The organism is Variovorax paradoxus (assembly GCF_022009635.1).
Lineage (GTDB): Bacteria > Pseudomonadota > Gammaproteobacteria > Burkholderiales > Burkholderiaceae_C > Variovorax.
On sequence record NZ_CP091716.1, the window covers coordinates 7,080,097 to 7,096,484 of the forward strand.

The following is a 16,388-nucleotide window of genomic DNA, read 5'->3' on the forward strand; positions in this document are numbered from 1 at the left end:
TCCACCCCCGGCCCACTAGCCTGTCTTCGAGGTCCTGCTGCACCAGGTTGCCGTTGGACACGTTCACATAGGTCGACTCACGTTGTACCCCTGCTGCGCCGACCCCACCACGCATCGCCCGCCCAGTGTGGCCAGCGACCCCAGACTCAGACCCAGGCTATTCCCACTGACGATTGCAACCATTTGACGGCCTCGTTTGTTGTTCGGCACCACCTCCACATCAAGGGGCGCTCAGAACAACTCATCCAGCTCGAACGCAATGTGTTTAGCAAAACGCGTAAAAGGCCAAATAGTACTTACGGGTATTTGGCGACATCATCAATTTGATGTGCAAATAAGATAGTCAATCTTCTGGCGATAGCAGAAAATTGCAGTCGCACGACCTTGCACTAAACAACTTCGGTAGATCGTGGATAGCTTGCCCGAGCCGCAAGCAGACGCCCTGGCTCTCACGGCTGCGGAGCGCGACAATGAGTCGCGCTCGCTTCGTTCACCCAGTTCATAGCTCATGACACAGACCGATACCCTCACCTTCGATGCTTGGATCTCCAATGGCATGACGGCCAGCCAGGCAAATGACAGCCTGCGAGCCATCGAGTGCTTTCAGAATGCCAGCGACGCTGCGCCAGAGGCTGGGCTGCCTCAGTTCCTTCTGGGCGCCGAGTTCGCAACACTCGGCGATATGGCGCGCGCCGAAACGGCATTCGCCAATGCCGCGCGGCTGGCTCCGGATTTTCCGATGGCACGCTATCAACTGGGCTTGCTTCAATTCAGTTCGGGCCGCGCCGCCACTGCTCTGCTTACATGGGAGCCGTTGCTCGCGCTCCCCGAGAGTAACCCCCTGCCGCATTTCATCCACGGATTCACGGCCCTGGCGCAGGACCGCTTTCAGGAAGCCCTGAAACATTACGACCAAGGATTGGCGCTCAATACCACCAACGATGCGCTCTCCAGCGACATCGCCAAGATCGTCGAGAGAATCCGGGCACTGCAAGACACGAGCGTTACGGAACACGAATCGGCCGACTCTGAAGGTAACCACGTGCTGCTGGCGAACTATCAACAGCAAGGGCCAATGCACTGACAATGCCTTGCGCGGCACCATTCATCGAGTGCCCGCTCTTCGTCTACCCATGATCGATCCCTCTAATCGCCTGGCTGCGCTGATACGAGCCCAGTTCGCCGCACAACTGCGCCCGACGGTTCAGGCACGCGCCTCTGCGGCACCACTTCGTCCTGCCAGCACAGCCGGCGAGAACGCGATGTCGGGCGCCGGCGGCGCTGACGCTCAGATCCAGGAGTTGGTCGCACTGCGCGTGCGCGCACTATCCCCGGAGGACCCTCAGCGTCGCCGCAAGGCATTCCGGCTGTTCCTGGAGGGCGTATTGCTGCAGGAATTCGGCCGCGACCGGCTGGACGACAAGGGATTGGGCGAGCTTGTCGATTCGGTGATGCAGCGCATGGAGGAAGACGCCCAGCTTATCCAGGCCATGCAGGACGCAGGAGACGTCTTGCTGGCCGACGCTGCGCCTCGTCGGGTTGGCTCAGGAGCCTGTACACCGGACGATTGAACTTCGTCTCCAGGCCATCTTCAAGGTCAAGGTTCTTTGCCGTCATCCAAGGGCGGCGGTGTCGCTACATCGACCGAAGGAAGGGCATCCGCCATCCGGTTTCCGAAGGCGCCGGCACGATCGCCAAGGAGCCGGCGCGCGAAGCGCAGCACATCGGCCGGGTCCTTCATCTCGCCACTGAGCAGCGCCTGTGCATAACGCCCCGACAGATTGCTGCGATCCAGTCTCAACGCGGTCTCCGCATGCACCTGTGCCTTTTGGCGTTCGGCCAATAGGGCATACACCACTGCCAGACCGCCATGGCTCTCGGCGAAATTCCGGTCCAATTCCAGCGCGGTCGCAAAACTCGACTGCGCACCGGTGAGGTCACCTTGAAGAATGCGTGTCCATCCAAGCCCGTGCCATGTGCCGACATGCTGCCCCATGACAGCCAAGGCACGCCCGAATGCATCTGCGGCGATGGTGAGTTCACTGGCAAGAAGCGCGGCAAAACCACGCGTTGACCATGCACGACCGTCTCCTGGCTGCCGCTGCAGCGCAGCATCCGCGAATCGAGCCGCGCCCTGCGCATCTTGCGCAGCCAGCGCCAACGATGCCTGCGTGACCAGTGCCTCCACGCAGGGGCCGGTCGACGAAGCGTCCTGCAGACTCATCGTCGACCAAAGTTGTGCCGCAGAGAAATCGGCGGCGTCAATTGCGATCAGGCTGGCGATGCCCGCGGCTTGCGCATCGAGCGCGCTTTCGCGCTCGGCCCGCTCGGTCCACGCCATCGCGCGTTCGAACTGTCCGTCGTGGTGCAGCGCCCTGAGCCACACCTGCTGCAGCGCTCGCGCGGTTACCGACAACTGGCCATCGGCATCACGTGCCGAGGTCTGCGGCGCTTCCAAGGTAGCGCCCAGGCGCTGTGCGCAGGCCGCATAGCGACCCTGCCTGAATTCAATGTACGCGAGGTTGTGCAGCAGGACGTCCGCGAAACCGGGCGGCGGTTCAGACACATCCATCAAGCCCTCCAGCACATCCTTCGCCTCGTCGTAGCTTTCCTGCGCCAGCCAGAAATCCCCTTCGCGCAAGCGCCAGGCCAGAGGCTCGACCTGCTGGGTTCTGCCCTGGTCGAGGTAATGGCGCGCCCGAACCCAATCGGCGCACGAAAGAGCCGTTTCGAAGGCGTCAATCAGCAGCGCATTGTTGGCCGGATCGTGGCGCAGGAACCCGTCGAGCCGCTCCAGCCGCTGGCGTGCAGCGACCGCGCGGGGTTCCTCGCCTACAGGCGCGGATGGAGAGTTGCGGGCAGATGTATCGGTCATGGGAAGATCAAGAATAAAGGGTCTGGAATCCGTGTCACCATGACACGTCGAATCTGGCGTCCTTGCCGAGCAGTTCTCGCAGTCTCCCCAAGGCTTGGCGATGCAATTGCGAAACCCGTCCGCGCGTGAGGCCCACACGCCGCGCGATTTCCTCGAACGGCACTTCCTGCAGGTAGTGCTGATGAATCACCATCCGCTGCTGTTCACCAAGCCGATCGACAAGATTGCGCAATACGCTGCGCAGTTGTGCGATCTCGGACTGGCGAAAATAGCTTACCTCCGGTGAAGGCAGCTGACCTGTGTCGCCCGGCGCACCGCTGTCGATCATCCCGGTATCTTCGAGCATGACGCTCAGTGCCAGTCCGATACCGACCTCCGCAAGATACCGGAAGAGCTCCTCGGGCTGCCGTCCCGACGGCGGCGAGTCGGTGCCTTGAGCGGCCCCGGGCGCCGCTTGCGCCGCTGCGTCCTTCACGGCCTCGAGGCGCTCACGGCGCAAGCGCATGCTCAATGCGATCTGCTGGTTTTTCTCGGTGAACCGGGCCAGTCCATTGAGGATCGCACCCTGGACGCGCTTGGTGGCGAAAGTCTTGAATTGCGCGCCCCGCAATGGATCGAACCTGTCGATGGCTTCTATCAAGCCGATACGAGCGAACTGCAGATAGTCTTCGAACTCCACGTCATTGTGGGTTCGGCGACCGTAAAGAGTAGCGGCCATCATCCTGGCGTACGGCAAATGGTGCTCGATCAGTTGTTCACGCGCGAATGATTCTCCCTCGCTGCGCCATCGCGCCCAGAGGGGAGCCAATACGTCGGGCTCCGCCAGCTCCAGAGACGCTGGTAGCGCCGGCGGGGAGGCGTGCGACGCGGAACCCATACGGGGCATACCGTGTGCGACTCAGTGAAAACTGCCAACCAGCGCCTTGAGCACGAGGCTCCAGCCGTCGACCAGCACGAACATCAGGATCTTCAGCGGTAGTGCGATCGTTGTCGGCGGCATCATCATCATGCCCAGCGCCATCAGGATGCTGGAGACGATCAGGTCGATCAGCAGGAATGGCAGGAAGATCACGAAGCCGATCTGAAAGGCCGCGCGCAATTCGGACAGCATGAAGGCCGGGATCAGCTGGACGTTGCCGATGTCGTCCATCGACCGTGGCGCGGGCGCTTTCGAAAGCTCCACCATCAGCGCCAGGTCTGCCTCGCGGGTCTGGCGCACCATGAAGTCCCGCAGCGGCGCGACACCCTTTCCATAGCCCTCTTCCATCGACAGCTTGCCGGCCATGAACGGCTCGAACGCGTCCTGATTGACTTTCTGCAACACGGGCGACATCGTGAACAGCGTCAGAAACAACGCGAGGCCGATGAGCACGGTGTTGGGCGGCGTCTCGTTCATCCCGATGGCGTGACGAAGCATGGACAGCACAACGATGATTCGCAGGAAGCTGGTCAGACATACCAGAAGCGACGGCAGGATGGCGAGCACCGTCAGACCAAGCACGACGCGCAACGCTTGCGCCGTCTCGGTGGTGGGATTCGAGGCATTCGACGAGCTGGTCTTTTTCGCAGCCCCGGATGCGGCGCCCGCTGTCGTTGCGTTCGGCAGCGGGCCTTCGTTGCTCTGCGCGACGGCCGCAGCTGCCGGCCATCCGAGCAGGCTGCAGGCCACCATCAGGGCTATGAGCCATGAACGCCAGTGGCGAAGTCGCGTCGTCTGGATAGCCAACATGCGGATCGGACTCACGGCAATGTCTCCACTGTCGCTGCCGCGGCCGCTGTCCCCTCCGCCATCAGTTCGATGGCGTTCTCGCTGCACCCGATGAGCAGTCGCCGCCCACCCCAGACCACGACATGCAGGCTGTGTCGCGGGGTGAGACGCGTGCTCGATATGCGCTGGATCTCCTGGGACGGCACTGCGTTCAGCAAGCCTCCGAGAACGCTTCCCCAAGCCGATACACGGCCCGATCCCTGCACGCCCTTGCCCGCCTTTCGGCGCATGACGAGTACGCCACAGCCCATCACGGCGCCAAGCACAAGGATCGTCATCCATGCGTAGTCACCAGTGTCAGGCGATGCCTGCACAGAAACCTCTCGCTTGACCGGAATATTCGCAGGCAAACCCGCACCGCTCGGTCCGGCAGCAACGCTTCCATCGCGTGGTATTTGCTCGGCGGCGCCCGGCGCGGCCACGAGAATGCCAGTGGCCATCACAACGCTAGCCATCCAGCTTCGCACAGGACCGCAGAGTGCGGTCCACCAAACCCGTCTGCTCATCCGTCAAGCCCCGGTCGCAAGGCCCAAGGCGACCGGCAGTTCCGTGATGCGCACAGCGAAGTGCCCATCGACAGCCACCAACTGGCCTCGTGCCACCACCTTGCCTTCGATGGTCAGGTCGACGGGTTGATCCACGCCGCGATCGAGGCGCAGCACCTGGTGTTCCTTGGCCGCCAGAAGCTCCCCCACCGACAGGGTGGCTTCACCGACGCAGACCTGCAGAGTCGCCTTGATCTGGTGCAGCGGGTTCCAGTCCTGCAGGATGGGGGCGCCATCGCGTCGGCCTGCCGCTGTGTCGTGCACATCAGCGTGCATGTCTGGCAGAGAGATGATCTGCGCTGTTGGCATGCTTGCCGAATTGGCAGACGGAGTTTGTCCGGCGTGGGGGGGTAGCGAAGCGTTGGCGACGCGCGCACGATGTTCGCTGGCGCGACCGTCGGGTACATGGGTCGTGCTCGCGGTGCGGTTGTCGGCAGTCACGCCTTCCAAAGCCTGTGTCATATTTTTTCCTTTGAGAGTTGAGCGGGCGGCAGCACGGTCAGGTTGCGGCCGCCAAAAGCGTGAGTTCAACGGCCACGCGGGCCTCGCTCTGACCAAGCCAGGCATCGCACAGCCGCGTACCTTGCATGTCGACGAGGTGCGCCGGCGCGTCGAGCGAGTGACGCACCGTCACGACATCGCCGACGCGCAGCACCTGCAGTTGGCCAAGGCTCAATTGAGCGCCGTCGAGCATCACACGCAGCGGGACACGCTGGTCCGCAAGCACCTGATCGAGCGCATGCTTGGACTTCGACCCCGAGGCGAAATCGGCGGCGTGCACAACCGGCGTGCTCATCTGCTGCATGCCAAGCAGAACGGATACCGCGTCGTGGGAAAGCACCAGGTGCCAAGTGCCACCGCACCACGGCCAGTTGGCCCAGAGTGCGCCTGACCAAGGGGCCGCAACAGTCTGCGCCTCGTTGTCATTGATCGCTGGAGCCCAAGAAAGCGCGCCGCCTCCGAGAAGTCCTTGCAACTTGAGCAACCAGTCGGACCAGGCCACACTGGCCAAGGCGGCCGCCATGCGCGCGGGCTCCTGACCGTGGCGCGTGACCGCGCTGATGTCATGCGAGAACATCCGTTGCGCAACGGCACGAACAGCGTCGTCCGGGGAACAGGGACGTTCCGGCGCAAGGTGCTCGTTCGATGAGGTGCGCCACCGCGGCGGATCCAAGGACCAGCTGGCGAACGCATCACCCAGATGCTCGATGGCAACGCCATGATCTGCCAGCCGAAGGTCAAACGACATGTCCATGCCGCCGCCATCGCCGTCACGCAGCCATTCGGCACACCAGTGGCGATGCAGCGCAAGCAGACGTTCGCGCACCGCATCCTGCTGCATCAGGCTCCAGGTACGCAGGGGCCGCGCGCGCAGCAGCGAATCTGCCGGATTCAGCAACGCAGAGGCAGGCACAGAGAACACTTCAGCCACGCTCATTTGCCCTTCATCGAGAACAACTGCTGAAGCATCTCGTTGGCCGTAGATATCACCTGCGAACTTGCCTGGTAGCCGCGCTGCATCACCACAAGGTCGCTGAACTCCTGGGACAGGTCCACGTTGGAAATCTCGACCTGCCCGGAGCGCACGTTGCCGAAGGCGCCCTCTCCCGCAGTACCGATGTGCCATGCGTTCTCGTCCAGCGACTTGAACTGGTTGTTGCCCGCGGCGCCCACGGCGTCCGGAGAATCGAATCTCGCCAGCGCGAGACGCGGCCCCTTGATGTTGCGGCCGTTGGAATAGTTCATGCGCAAGGTACCGCTGGCATCGAAGACGGCTCCCGTGAGCGATCCCGGAGTCACGCCGTCTTGCGATTGAACCTTCACGCCATAAGCGCCCGCCCAGAAGGAAATGTCGGAACTGAAGTCGATCGTCAAAGACATTGGCGGCTGCCCAGGCGGCGCGTAGGTGATCGGCACCAGCGCGGTGGCCGCGGTTGGCTTGCCGTCGGCAAAAGCCAGGTTGCCCGACCCGACGACAGTGGTGCCGTCGAGAAGCTCGAACTTGAGAGTGGCTCCGGCCCCTGTGGTGACGGTAGTGAACTTGGGATTCAGCAGGTGGCTCACGCCCCCCGCATCGATCACATTGATTCCGCTGTCGGGCGTGGGCGGATTCGGCTGGAAGTCGCCCGCAGTGATCGAGTTGGAGAGAAGCCCCGTGAGCTTGATGCGCGAGGTGGGCTGGCCACGTTCGAGCATCTGTCCAGCCAGACTGACTGCCGTGAAGTTGCCATGGCTATCGAGTCCCATCACCTTCTCCCCATTGACCCGGCTCACGAGCTCACCTGCGGCATCGAACTTGAACTGCCCGGCGCGGGTGTAGCTCAACTGGCCGTCGGCGTTCTTGAGGATGAACATGCCTTGTCCATCGACGGCCAGGTCCAGGTCGTTGCCCGTTTGACGCAACTCGCCTTGTTTGAACGAGATGGCCGTGCCCGTCGTATTGAGGCCAAAGCCCAATTGGTCCTGATTGCGGCTGGCATTGCCACCGCTGAGATTGCCGCCCGTGTAGAACAGGTCGGAGAACTGGATGCTCGAGCTCTTGAAGCCGGGCGTGTTGATGTTGGCCGTGTTGTTGGCGATCACCCGCAGCCCGCGGGAGTAGCCAAGCAAACCTGTCATTCCGACATAAATGGATTCGAGCATGAGAACTCCTCCGGATGTTGATTGCAGGGCAAAGTGAAGCGACGGCGCCAAGCGCTCAGCGAATGGTCACGAGTTGGCTCAACGAGATGTTGTTGAGGATCGCGCCTGCACTGGTGCGGACGGTCAACGAGGGCGAGTCACCCGACAGCGACAAGGCGCTGACCGTGCCTGTCACGGCGCCACTGGCGGTATTGAGGTCAACCGTCTTGCCGATCAGGCCGACCGATTGCAGCGCGGCCTGATTGGTGATCAGGGTCTCGATCTTGCTGTTGAGCTGCTGGGTCTGCTCCAGATTCGTGAACTGAGCCATCTGTGCCATGAACTGCTGGTTGTCCATGGGCTTCAGGGGATCCTGGTAGTTGAGTTGCGTCAACAGGATCTTCAGAAAATCTTCCATGCCCAGATTGCTTGGGCGCAGATTGGGGCTGCTGGCGCCACCGACGGATTGAATGGCCATCAGGCCTCCTTTGAAAGAATCGAATCGAACATGCCGACGTCTCCATGGGCCGTCGCACCCCTATCTGCCGCGGATAGCTCGCCGGGTGCTGCGGGAGCCTCCTCGCGCCATATCAGCCGGCCGTTGCACACCACCTGGTACAGGCGCCGGCCTTGGGCATGCAGGCCATTGCGAAGATCGCTGACGATGCCCGGTAACACAGCGGCCAAGGTCGCCTCGTCGGCGTGCATCGCCACCCAGATGGCCTGCCCATGCACCGTGGTTTCTTCGTGCAGGCGCACCGGCTGAAGTGCCTCGCGCAACGCCAGGGCATCTGCCGGCACGTCGGGAGGGGCCCCCTCAACCGCCATGGGCTCCTCCAGGGCCCCCTCCAAGACCCCGATGCGGGGCTGACTCAGCGAAACGGCCGCGGGCACCACACGTTCGGCCATCGGACGCTCGGGCGAGACATCAAAGCCCAGGCCACCGCGAAGGCGCGAGGTCGCAGCCGAAGACTGGACGATCGTTGCCGTCGGGATTCGCATCCCCGCAGACTCCAGCCCCCACACTTCGCGGCGCGCCGGCAATGCTTGTCCTGTGTCTGCCTCGGGTGACCGCTGTTGCACGGCCCTGCCGTCGTGTCGTGAATGCCCTTGCGCACGGTGTTCGGTCGCCTCCAGCGATGCGCGAGCCGCGGAGGGCTGCCGATCGTGAAGAGGAATGCTTGGCGCCGACTTGAACCACCCCGTCAGTTGGGCTCGCTCCATCTCGCGCCGCCACGCCTGGTGACGCGCGGGCGCTTCCCCATCCTCGTGATTCATCGGCGGCTGTCGCGTACGCAATGACGCGTCCGCATCACGTGGCACCGCGAGAATGTCGGAGCGATTCACCATGCGGGTATCTCCGCGCCCGCGTCGACATGGGACGCACGGACCAACCAATCCCGATCTTGCTCGCTCAGGCTGCGCTGGCGCACCTCATGCGCGTGCTGCGTCAATGCGTCATCCCTGTGGCGCGTCAATCCTTCCAGCCGCACCTGGTGAGCCAGGCACTCCCGGCGCAATTGGTCGCGCGCTGACTGCTGCGCCTGGCGCTGCGCGTCGAGCGTCTTCCACTGGTCGCGCAGGTGCGCCAAATAGCCCAACGCCCGCTGGTAAACCGACGGGTCCAGACGGGAGGACAGCCCTTGACCGATGGCTGCGGCATGCTGGTCGTGTGTGTCGAGCAACTGCTTCATCTTCTGTTCCAACATCAGCAGGGCATGCTGGGCCTGCGCGAGCGCCGTCATGGCCTTGTCCATGCGCCATTGCTCCCGCTGCCGCAATGGCTCCAACGCGTAGACGAAGCCACGTATATCGACGTCGCGCGCCAGCGTGGTGGTTGGGGAGACCTGCGAGCTCATGCGCTGCGCCCTTGCATGACCGGCACCAACGTCTCGCGCAAACGCTGAATTGCTTCGTCCCGCGAAACGCCGCCAGCGCTCTGCTGCAACCAGTCTTGCAGACCGGCCTCGATCGTCAGGGCACGGTCCAGCTCCGCATTCGATCCCTTCTCGTAGGCACCGATGTCGATCATCTGGCGGTTGCGCTCCAGCATGGCCAGTTGCTTGACTGCTGCGACGGCCAACGCGCGCTCATCGTCATCGGCCAGTTCGGGCATGAGCCGACTCACGCTCTTGAGCACATCGATGGCCGGATAGTGACCCCGGTGCGCCAGCTGCCGCGAGAGCACGATATGACCATCAAGAATGGCCCGCAGGGCATCCGACACGGGTTCGTTGAGGTCATCGCCCTCGACCAGCACCGTCAGCAGCGCTGTGATCGAGCCACCGCCCGGCGCCGTTCCGCAACGCTCGCAAAGCTCCGGCAGTTCCGCGAACACCGACGGGGTGTATCCCCGCGCCGTGGGAGGTTCCCCGGCCGACAAGCCCACCTCGCGGCGCGCCATCGCGAAGCGGGTGACGGAGTCCATCGTCAGCAACACATTGCTGCCACCGTCGCGAAAGTGCTCGGCGATCGCCAGCGCCGCATAGGCCGCACGCAACCGGGCCAAGGCTGGCTGGTCCGAGGTCGCGACCACGACCACCGACCTGGCGAGCCCGTCAACCCCCAGTTGCTTCTCGATGAATTCGCGCACCTCGCGCCCGCGCTCGCCGATGAGCGCAATGACATTGATGGAACCCTGCCCATCCGCTCCCGCCTGTGTCTTCACATGCCGCGCCAACAGGCCCAACAAGGTGCTCTTGCCGACGCCGCTGCCCGCGAAAATGCCGACGCGCTGGCCCTGTCCCAGGGTCAGCAGTGCGTCGATGCTGCGGATCCCGGTCTCGAGAACGCGCTCGATCGGCGGGCGCTTCATCGGGTTGATCGGCACGCCCCGCAGCGGGCGACGCTGCGTTGTGAGCGGCTTGGGCATCCCGTCGAGCGGCTCGCCGAAGCAATCGATGACGCGACCGAGCAACGCAGGCCCGACGCCTATCTGGGAGTCCGCACCCAAGGCGTGGACTTCACAACCCGCGGCGATGCCTTCAGCGGGACCATAGGGCATGAGCGTGACCCGCCCCGGCTTCAGGCCCACTACTTCCGCAAGGACGCCGGCAGGCTCATCAACCCTGCCGGCCGCCGCGCTCGGATCGGTGTGCGTGCGTACCAGGATGCGGCACAACTCGCCCACGGCCGCATCCGGTCCGAGTGCGTCGATGGCCAAGCCCTGCATCTCGCGCACCCAGCCGATGCGACGGCGCAAATCTGTCTTTCGGAGGGCCTCGCGGCTGGCAGCCAGGACGCTCACTTCACGCCTCCGGGCGAACGAGCGCCCGTGACCGCAGCAGCATGTCGCGCAGGGCGCGAAGCTGGCTGTCAAATCGTGCATCCAAGCCGCCCTGGGGGGATTGAAGGATGCAGCCTCCCGACACGATGGTCGGGTCGGCCACCCACTGGATCTCCCCTGAAGCCAGCTGTTCGGCGCCGGAGTCCGTCGCTTCATGGCGCGCGGCGGCGAGGTCGTCGGGATGCAAATGAATAGCCACAAGACGACGTCCTCGCAGCCCCTGAGCCGCATGGCGCAGATGCGCGCGCACTGCGTCGGGTTGCACCGCCGCATCTCCCAACACCCGACAGACCGTCTCGAAACACAATTCGAGCATGTCGTCCTGCACGGCTTCTAACCTGGCTTCGATCTGATCCGGCAGAGCGCTCAACAATGCGTCGAGCGCCTCGCGCTGAGCGCGTGCCTGGGCGTTCGACGTCTCGGTCAACTCCAAAGCCATGCGCTGAGCGCATTCCTGCGACTCGCGTGCGCTGCGCTCTGCGGTCCGGGTAGCGAGCTGCCTTGCTTCTTCGGCGGACTGCGCGCGAGCCTCAGCCGCTCCTTTGGCGAAGCCCTCTTCATAGCCTTGACGGCGTGCTTCGTCCAGCACCGCCTGCGTTGCCTGTGTTGTGCGAGCAGGCTGGGCCGTGTCAGACATCGCGGCACCGGGCCGAGCCGTGACGGCCGCAGGGGAAACGGGAGACGCAGGCGCCATTGCTGATGTCGATGCCAGCGAGGCCCGAGGCCGCGCGAGGGACAACTGGCCTTGCAACACCACATCGTGCAAGACGGCCGTCGGGATGGGCCTTTCGGACAGCGCATTCAAGGGGCAGTCCTCCTACGCATCCATCCTGGCGGCACGAGGTTCTCGAAAACCTGCCTCGCTCCGGCCCAACCCCGGCGCGCCGAGACCTCGGCGGTCGAGGTCTGCTGACGCACACGAGCGGCGACGAGCGCGATCATCTCGGCCCGCAGCCCGGGCGGCGTGGCGCCGCGAGCCCGCAGCGAAGACAGCGACGTTTCCACCCGACGCCGCTGGGCGGGCTCCAGCGCCGCCAAGACAGCATCGCGCCACGACCAGTCGGCCAGTTGCAAGCACTCGGCCACCAGCGCTACAGGCTCGAGTCGCAGACTGCGCACGAGGGCGTCCACCTGGGATCGTCCGAGTCCGTGAAGCCACGCCTCGTCCGACACGGGCACGGCCCCGCGCTCGGGCCGATCATCCGACGGGTCCAAGGCGACCACATCGGAAACACCGGCCGTGGCCTGCGCAATCAGCGACGAATCGCGCGCAATGCCCAACGCTTCCAGTTCGGCAAGCAAGAGCTGCAGTTCGTCACGTTGTGACGCGGGTAACGCATGCAGCATCCAGGCCCGGTCGGCCGGGGCCAGTGCATGCAGCAGCAGCGCTGCGTGGCGGGCGCCACCTGTCTCCATGGTCATCCGTTCCTCCGCCCACTGGTGATCGTCCCGGGCGCGGCGGCCGCGACTGGCGAGCCGCCACCCGCCTGCGCCGGCTCGGGTTCACTCATCCAGTCACGCACCCGCCGCAAGGTCTCGGCGCGCTCCACATCCGACAGCGGTGCTCCACCCTTCGCCCTCCGAGACGCACCACCACGCCGCCCCAAGCGCAAACCCAATAGGGCCAGCGCCGCGATCAACACACCCGCCAGCACCCACTGCACCAATGCCGGGCGCGCTTTGTCGCCGAAGCCCGTCACAACCGACGTCTCGCCGGAATCCTCGCTGGCCAGGCCCGCGCCGCTGCCCGTGGGAAACGCCACCCCTTCAACCGATGAAGCGGCGCCAGCCAGCGACTGCACAACCACCGTGTCGCCTCGTTCGAAAGATGCGCCGACAGCTGCGGCCATCACCTTGCGCAGCTGTTCTTCCTGGGCGAGATCCAGTGCCTTGCGCACCACCGCCACGACGTGGACGCGCCGGATCGAACCGGGCTGACTCACGACCTGCTCGACACGGCGGCCGACGGCGTACTCGACATCGCGCTGCGCACTCCCTCCACGCGCTGCGCCGGTATCGATCAACTTGGTGTCGCCACCGGGGCCGGCATCGCGCAGGCTTTCACGCTCGCGTACCACGACCCCCGTCGACTGAAGGCCCGCGCGGCTTGCGGCCGGCAGCACGTCTTCGGTCGTGGTGCGGATCTGATCCATGTTGAGCGTGACATCCACGCTGGCCAAAGCCTGTCCCGAACCGAAACTGCGATCAAGCACTGCCGACACCTTGCGCATCAGGTAGGCCTCCGTGTCGCGTTTCAGGTCCAGCCGGGTGGCGCTCGAATCCGCCTCGCCCATCGCGGCGTCGGTGCGCGTCAGTGCCACGCCGTGGCCATCCACGATCGTGACATCCTGCGTCGCCATGCCCGGGACCGCGGCCGCCACGAGGCGCTGAACGCCTGTCACCTGCTCAGGTCGCAGTGTTTGCCCCTGGCGCATCGTCAGGGTGATCGATGCCTTGGCCTTCGAAGTGGCCTGCTTGAAAAGCCCCTGCTCGGGCAACGCCAGCAACACGCGCACTTCGCGAACTTCCGAGAGCGACTGGATCGTGCGGATGAGTTCACCCTGCAATGCGCGCTGATAGTTGATTTTTTGCGCGAACTCGGTCATGCCGAAGTCCGTGTTGTTGAACAGCTCGAGGCCGACCGCGCCTTGGAGCGGCAGCTCCTTGCCCATGAGCTTGATGCGGGTAGCGTGCACGGTCGCCTTGTCTACCAGGATCGAAGTGCCGTTGTCCCCGAGCCGGTACGGCACCTTGAGGCGCTCCAGTTCGGTGGTCATGGCCTGCGCATCCTGGGGCTTCAGGTCCGTGAAGAGCGCCTGGTACTCGGTATGCAGCAGCCACCACGCCAAAATTGCCGTCACCAGCATGATGGCCAGCACGCCTGCGACTAGGCCGAAGCGGGCACCCCGAGTAAGTCCTTGCCAGAAGTTCATACCGGCATCTTCATAACGTCTTGGTACGCCTCAAGAAGACGACTGCGCACCTGCATCATCAATTGGAAGGACAGACGACTTTCCTCGAGGTTGATCATGATCTGGTGGAGGTTCTGCGCGTCGCCCATGGCGAGCTTCTGCAGGTCTACCTGGCTGCCGATCAACTGGCCGTTGACCTTGGATAGCCCCTGCGACACCATCTGAGCGAAACCGTCGTTCGTGAGCGACGACGACAGCGAGGTCGCCGCGTCGTTGCCGGCGGGGCTCACGCCCTGCGACGTCTGGGCATTCGTGGCAGACACCATGGCCTGCGCCTGCTGCGAGAGCGAGGACAGGGCTTCAACAGGCAGGAACGCAGTCATGCGCCGCTCCCGATGTCCAGCGCACGCAGCGCCAGGGTCCGCGCCGTATTCATCGCGGAGACGTTGGCTTCGTAGGCACGCGTAGCGCTCATCATGCTGACCATCTCGGTCGCGGGATCCACCGCCGCGTAGGCGACAAAACCTTGTGCGTTGGCCAGGGGATGGCTCGGCTCGTAGACCATGCGCGAGGCACCCTGCGTCGCCACGACCTGCATCGAGGGCGTCAACTGCGCCATGCTGCCGGCGCTGTCCAGCCCGCGGCCGACCATCGTGCCGAAGCGCGCGTCGTCTCGCACCTGGGCAATGACGCGAAGCGGCTGGTAGCTCTGGCCACCCGCGCCCTGCACGGTGTTTGCGTTCGCGAGGTTGAGTGCGGCAACGTCGACGCGCGCACGCTCGATGTTCATGCCGATCGCGCTGATCGCAAAAGAATCTGCGTAGTTCATACTATTTCCTGCCGTCGCCGGCAGCCATCGAGAGAATCGAGAAATGGCGCGACAGTCCCTTGACCAGCGCCTGATAGTGGACGGCATTGCGCGCCATCTCGGCGGCTTCCATGTCCAGCTGAACCAAGGACGACGACCCGAAGCGCCCGACCGCGGGCTCCAGGCGCGGCTGCACCTGCCCCAGAGACACAGGATCCAGGCGGCCTATGTGCGCCATGCTCTGACGCGCGTCCTCCAACTGGGCTTCGAAGCTCACACGCTGCGGCACGTAGCCGTTCACGTTGGCATTTGCGATATTGGCGGCGATGGCCTGCTGACGCAGGCTGGCCGCATCCAGGGCAAGCGTGAGCGCCGCGCTCGTCGCGGCTTCGATTCCTTCTGTCATGAATGGAACTCCATAAACGGTTCTGGGGATCAAGTCTGCGAACGGGTCACTGCACGACCAGCTCGCCATGCAGCGCGCCCGCGGCCTTGACCGCGCGCAGGATGGAAATCACGTCACGAGTGCTGGTCTTCAGCCGGGCGAGGGACTGAACGAGGTCGGACACGGTGTTGGAACCGGCAACGAAGCCGGCACCGTTTTGCTCGTCCACGTCGACGCGGGTGTTCGCCACGACGGCGGTACGGATGTCGGGGCCACCGTTCCAGATGTTGATCGGCTGCGACGCGGTGTTCTGCGTGGAAATCGCAATCTTGATGTCGCCATGGGAGATCGCCACCTTCGAGATTCGCACATCGCCGCCCGACACGACCGTGCCGGTGCGTTCATTGATGACAACCTTGGCACGCCGGTCGGGCTCGACGGTCACGTTCTCGATGCGAGTGAACAACGTGACCAGTTCGCCGCGCTGTGCGGGGGGAACAGAGATCTCGATGCCCGAGGCATCGCGCGCCTTCGCCATATTGCCGCTCAGTTGGCTGTTGATGGCCGAGGCTACGCGGCTGGCCGTGGTGTAGTCGGGCTCGGCCAGCACGAACGTCACGCTCTGCTGCTCATCGAGCATGGCCGCATTGACCCCGACTTCCACCGTTGCACCGTTGGGCACGGAGCCTGCGGTCGGGTGGTTCTTCTGGACCACGTTGCCGTTGGCGTCATAGCGATAGCCGCCCACCGAGAGGCCACCCTGTGCGAGCGCATAGACTCGGCCGTTGGCGCCTTTGAGCGGCGTGATCAGGAGCGTACCGCCCACCAGGCTACGCGCATCGCCGGCCGAGCTCACGGTCACATCCAGCGTGTCGCCTTCTCGCGCGAAAGTCGGCAGGTTGGCGCTGACCATCACCACGGCCACGTTGCGACTCTGGACCGCTTCCGGCGCGATCGTCAGATTGAACTGCGAAAGCACATTGGCCAGCGATTGCCGCGTGGTGCGGTTGGAGGGAGAGTCGCCGGTGCCGGCGAGCCCAGTCACGATCCCGGTGCCGAACAGCGCGTTGTCGCGCCAGCCCTTGAGCTTGCCGAGATCCTTGACACGCACCGCGTCGGCAGCCGGGGCTGGTGAAACGACGGCGCCCAGGAACATAACGGCCAGGGCCGCGCGCATGACGCGCATG

20 protein-coding genes are annotated in these 16,388 nt (G+C 64.3%); 2 read left to right on the forward strand and 18 right to left on the reverse strand.

The genetic code is table 11. The features are described 5' to 3' along the window. Positions 1–508: 508 nt before the first annotated feature. Both L3V85_RS33255 and L3V85_RS33260 read left to right on the forward strand, forming a co-directional pair. Entirely contained in the window at positions 509–1,084 is a 576-nt protein-coding gene (locus L3V85_RS33255; RefSeq protein ID WP_237676823.1) for a tetratricopeptide repeat protein, read from the forward strand. Between the two features lie 49 nt (positions 1,085–1,133). Continuing rightward, complete coding sequence (locus L3V85_RS33260) at positions 1,134–1,571, forward strand: hypothetical protein (protein WP_237676824.1); 438 nt, start codon at positions 1,134–1,136, stop codon at positions 1,569–1,571. Positions 1,572–1,597: 26 nt separating this feature from the next. Here L3V85_RS33260 and L3V85_RS33265 read toward each other — a convergent pair whose 3' ends face one another. From L3V85_RS33265 to L3V85_RS33350, 18 genes are all read right to left on the reverse strand, one after another. Beyond that, a complete protein-coding gene (locus L3V85_RS33265; RefSeq protein WP_237676825.1) occupies positions 1,598–2,875 on the reverse strand; it encodes a hypothetical protein in 1,278 nt (425 codons plus the stop codon). 34 nt (positions 2,876–2,909) lie between these two features. Then, the gene (locus tag L3V85_RS33270; protein WP_237676826.1) at positions 2,910–3,683 is read right to left on the reverse strand and encodes a sigma-70 family RNA polymerase sigma factor; all 774 of its coding nucleotides are present in this window, start codon (positions 3,681–3,683) and stop codon (positions 2,910–2,912) included. Between the two features lie 90 nt (positions 3,684–3,773). Next, positions 3,774–4,595 carry a flagellar type III secretion system pore protein FliP gene (gene fliP, locus L3V85_RS33275; protein WP_414080282.1) on the reverse strand — a complete coding sequence of 274 codons (822 nt, stop codon included), beginning with the start codon at positions 4,593–4,595 and terminating at the stop codon, positions 3,774–3,776. 20 nt (positions 4,596–4,615) lie between these two features. Then, entirely contained in the window at positions 4,616–5,083 is a 468-nt protein-coding gene (locus L3V85_RS33280; RefSeq protein WP_237676828.1) for a flagellar biosynthetic protein FliO, read from the reverse strand. 69 nt (positions 5,084–5,152) lie between these two features. Continuing rightward, positions 5,153–5,650, reverse strand: coding sequence for a FliM/FliN family flagellar motor switch protein (locus L3V85_RS33285; protein WP_237676829.1), 498 nt, complete (start codon positions 5,648–5,650; stop codon positions 5,153–5,155). Positions 5,651–5,687: 37 nt separating this feature from the next. Continuing rightward, positions 5,688–6,626, reverse strand: coding sequence for a FliM/FliN family flagellar motor switch protein (locus L3V85_RS33290; protein WP_237676830.1), 939 nt, complete (start codon positions 6,624–6,626; stop codon positions 5,688–5,690). Further along, positions 6,623–7,831: a flagellar hook protein FlgE gene (locus L3V85_RS33295; RefSeq protein ID WP_237676831.1), complete on the reverse strand. Its 1,209-nt coding sequence runs from the start codon at positions 7,829–7,831 to the stop codon at positions 6,623–6,625. Before L3V85_RS33295 ends, L3V85_RS33290 begins: the two co-directional genes overlap by 4 nt. Before the next feature lie 55 nt (positions 7,832–7,886). Continuing rightward, positions 7,887–8,288, reverse strand: a complete 402-nt coding sequence (locus L3V85_RS33300; RefSeq protein ID WP_237676832.1) for a flagellar hook assembly protein FlgD — start codon at positions 8,286–8,288, stop codon at positions 7,887–7,889. Then, the gene (locus L3V85_RS33305) at positions 8,288–9,160 is read right to left on the reverse strand and encodes a hypothetical protein (RefSeq protein WP_237676833.1); all 873 of its coding nucleotides are present in this window, start codon (positions 9,158–9,160) and stop codon (positions 8,288–8,290) included. Before L3V85_RS33305 ends, L3V85_RS33300 begins: the two co-directional genes overlap by 1 nt. After that, positions 9,154–9,669 (reverse strand): hypothetical protein, encoded by a 516-nt coding sequence (locus L3V85_RS33310; protein ID WP_237676834.1) that lies wholly within the window; start codon positions 9,667–9,669, stop codon positions 9,154–9,156. Before L3V85_RS33310 ends, L3V85_RS33305 begins: the two co-directional genes overlap by 7 nt. After that, positions 9,666–11,057: a FliI/YscN family ATPase gene (locus tag L3V85_RS33315; protein WP_237676835.1), complete on the reverse strand. Its 1,392-nt coding sequence runs from the start codon at positions 11,055–11,057 to the stop codon at positions 9,666–9,668. The genes L3V85_RS33310 and L3V85_RS33315 overlap by 4 nt, the downstream gene beginning before the upstream one ends. A 1-nt stretch (position 11,058) precedes the next feature. Continuing rightward, positions 11,059–11,901, reverse strand: a complete 843-nt coding sequence (locus tag L3V85_RS33320) for a FliH/SctL family protein (RefSeq protein ID WP_237676836.1) — start codon at positions 11,899–11,901, stop codon at positions 11,059–11,061. After that, complete coding sequence (locus L3V85_RS33325; RefSeq protein WP_237676837.1) at positions 11,898–12,518, reverse strand: hypothetical protein; 621 nt, start codon at positions 12,516–12,518, stop codon at positions 11,898–11,900. Before L3V85_RS33325 ends, L3V85_RS33320 begins: the two co-directional genes overlap by 4 nt. Beyond that, entirely contained in the window at positions 12,515–14,029 is a 1,515-nt protein-coding gene (gene fliF, locus L3V85_RS33330; protein WP_237676838.1) for a flagellar basal-body MS-ring/collar protein FliF, read from the reverse strand. Before fliF ends, L3V85_RS33325 begins: the two co-directional genes overlap by 4 nt. After that, entirely contained in the window at positions 14,026–14,391 is a 366-nt protein-coding gene (gene fliE / locus L3V85_RS33335) for a flagellar hook-basal body complex protein FliE (protein ID WP_237676839.1), read from the reverse strand. The genes fliF and fliE overlap by 4 nt, the downstream gene beginning before the upstream one ends. After that, the gene (gene flgC, locus L3V85_RS33340) at positions 14,388–14,837 is read right to left on the reverse strand and encodes a flagellar basal body rod protein FlgC (protein WP_237676840.1); all 450 of its coding nucleotides are present in this window, start codon (positions 14,835–14,837) and stop codon (positions 14,388–14,390) included. Before flgC ends, fliE begins: the two co-directional genes overlap by 4 nt. A gap of 1 nt (position 14,838) precedes the next feature. After that, entirely contained in the window at positions 14,839–15,222 is a 384-nt protein-coding gene (locus L3V85_RS33345; protein ID WP_237676841.1) for a flagellar basal body protein, read from the reverse strand. A gap of 46 nt (positions 15,223–15,268) precedes the next feature. Beyond that, positions 15,269–16,387, reverse strand: coding sequence for a flagellar basal body P-ring protein FlgI (locus tag L3V85_RS33350; protein WP_237676842.1), 1,119 nt, complete (start codon positions 16,385–16,387; stop codon positions 15,269–15,271). Position 16,388 lies beyond the last annotated feature (1 nt).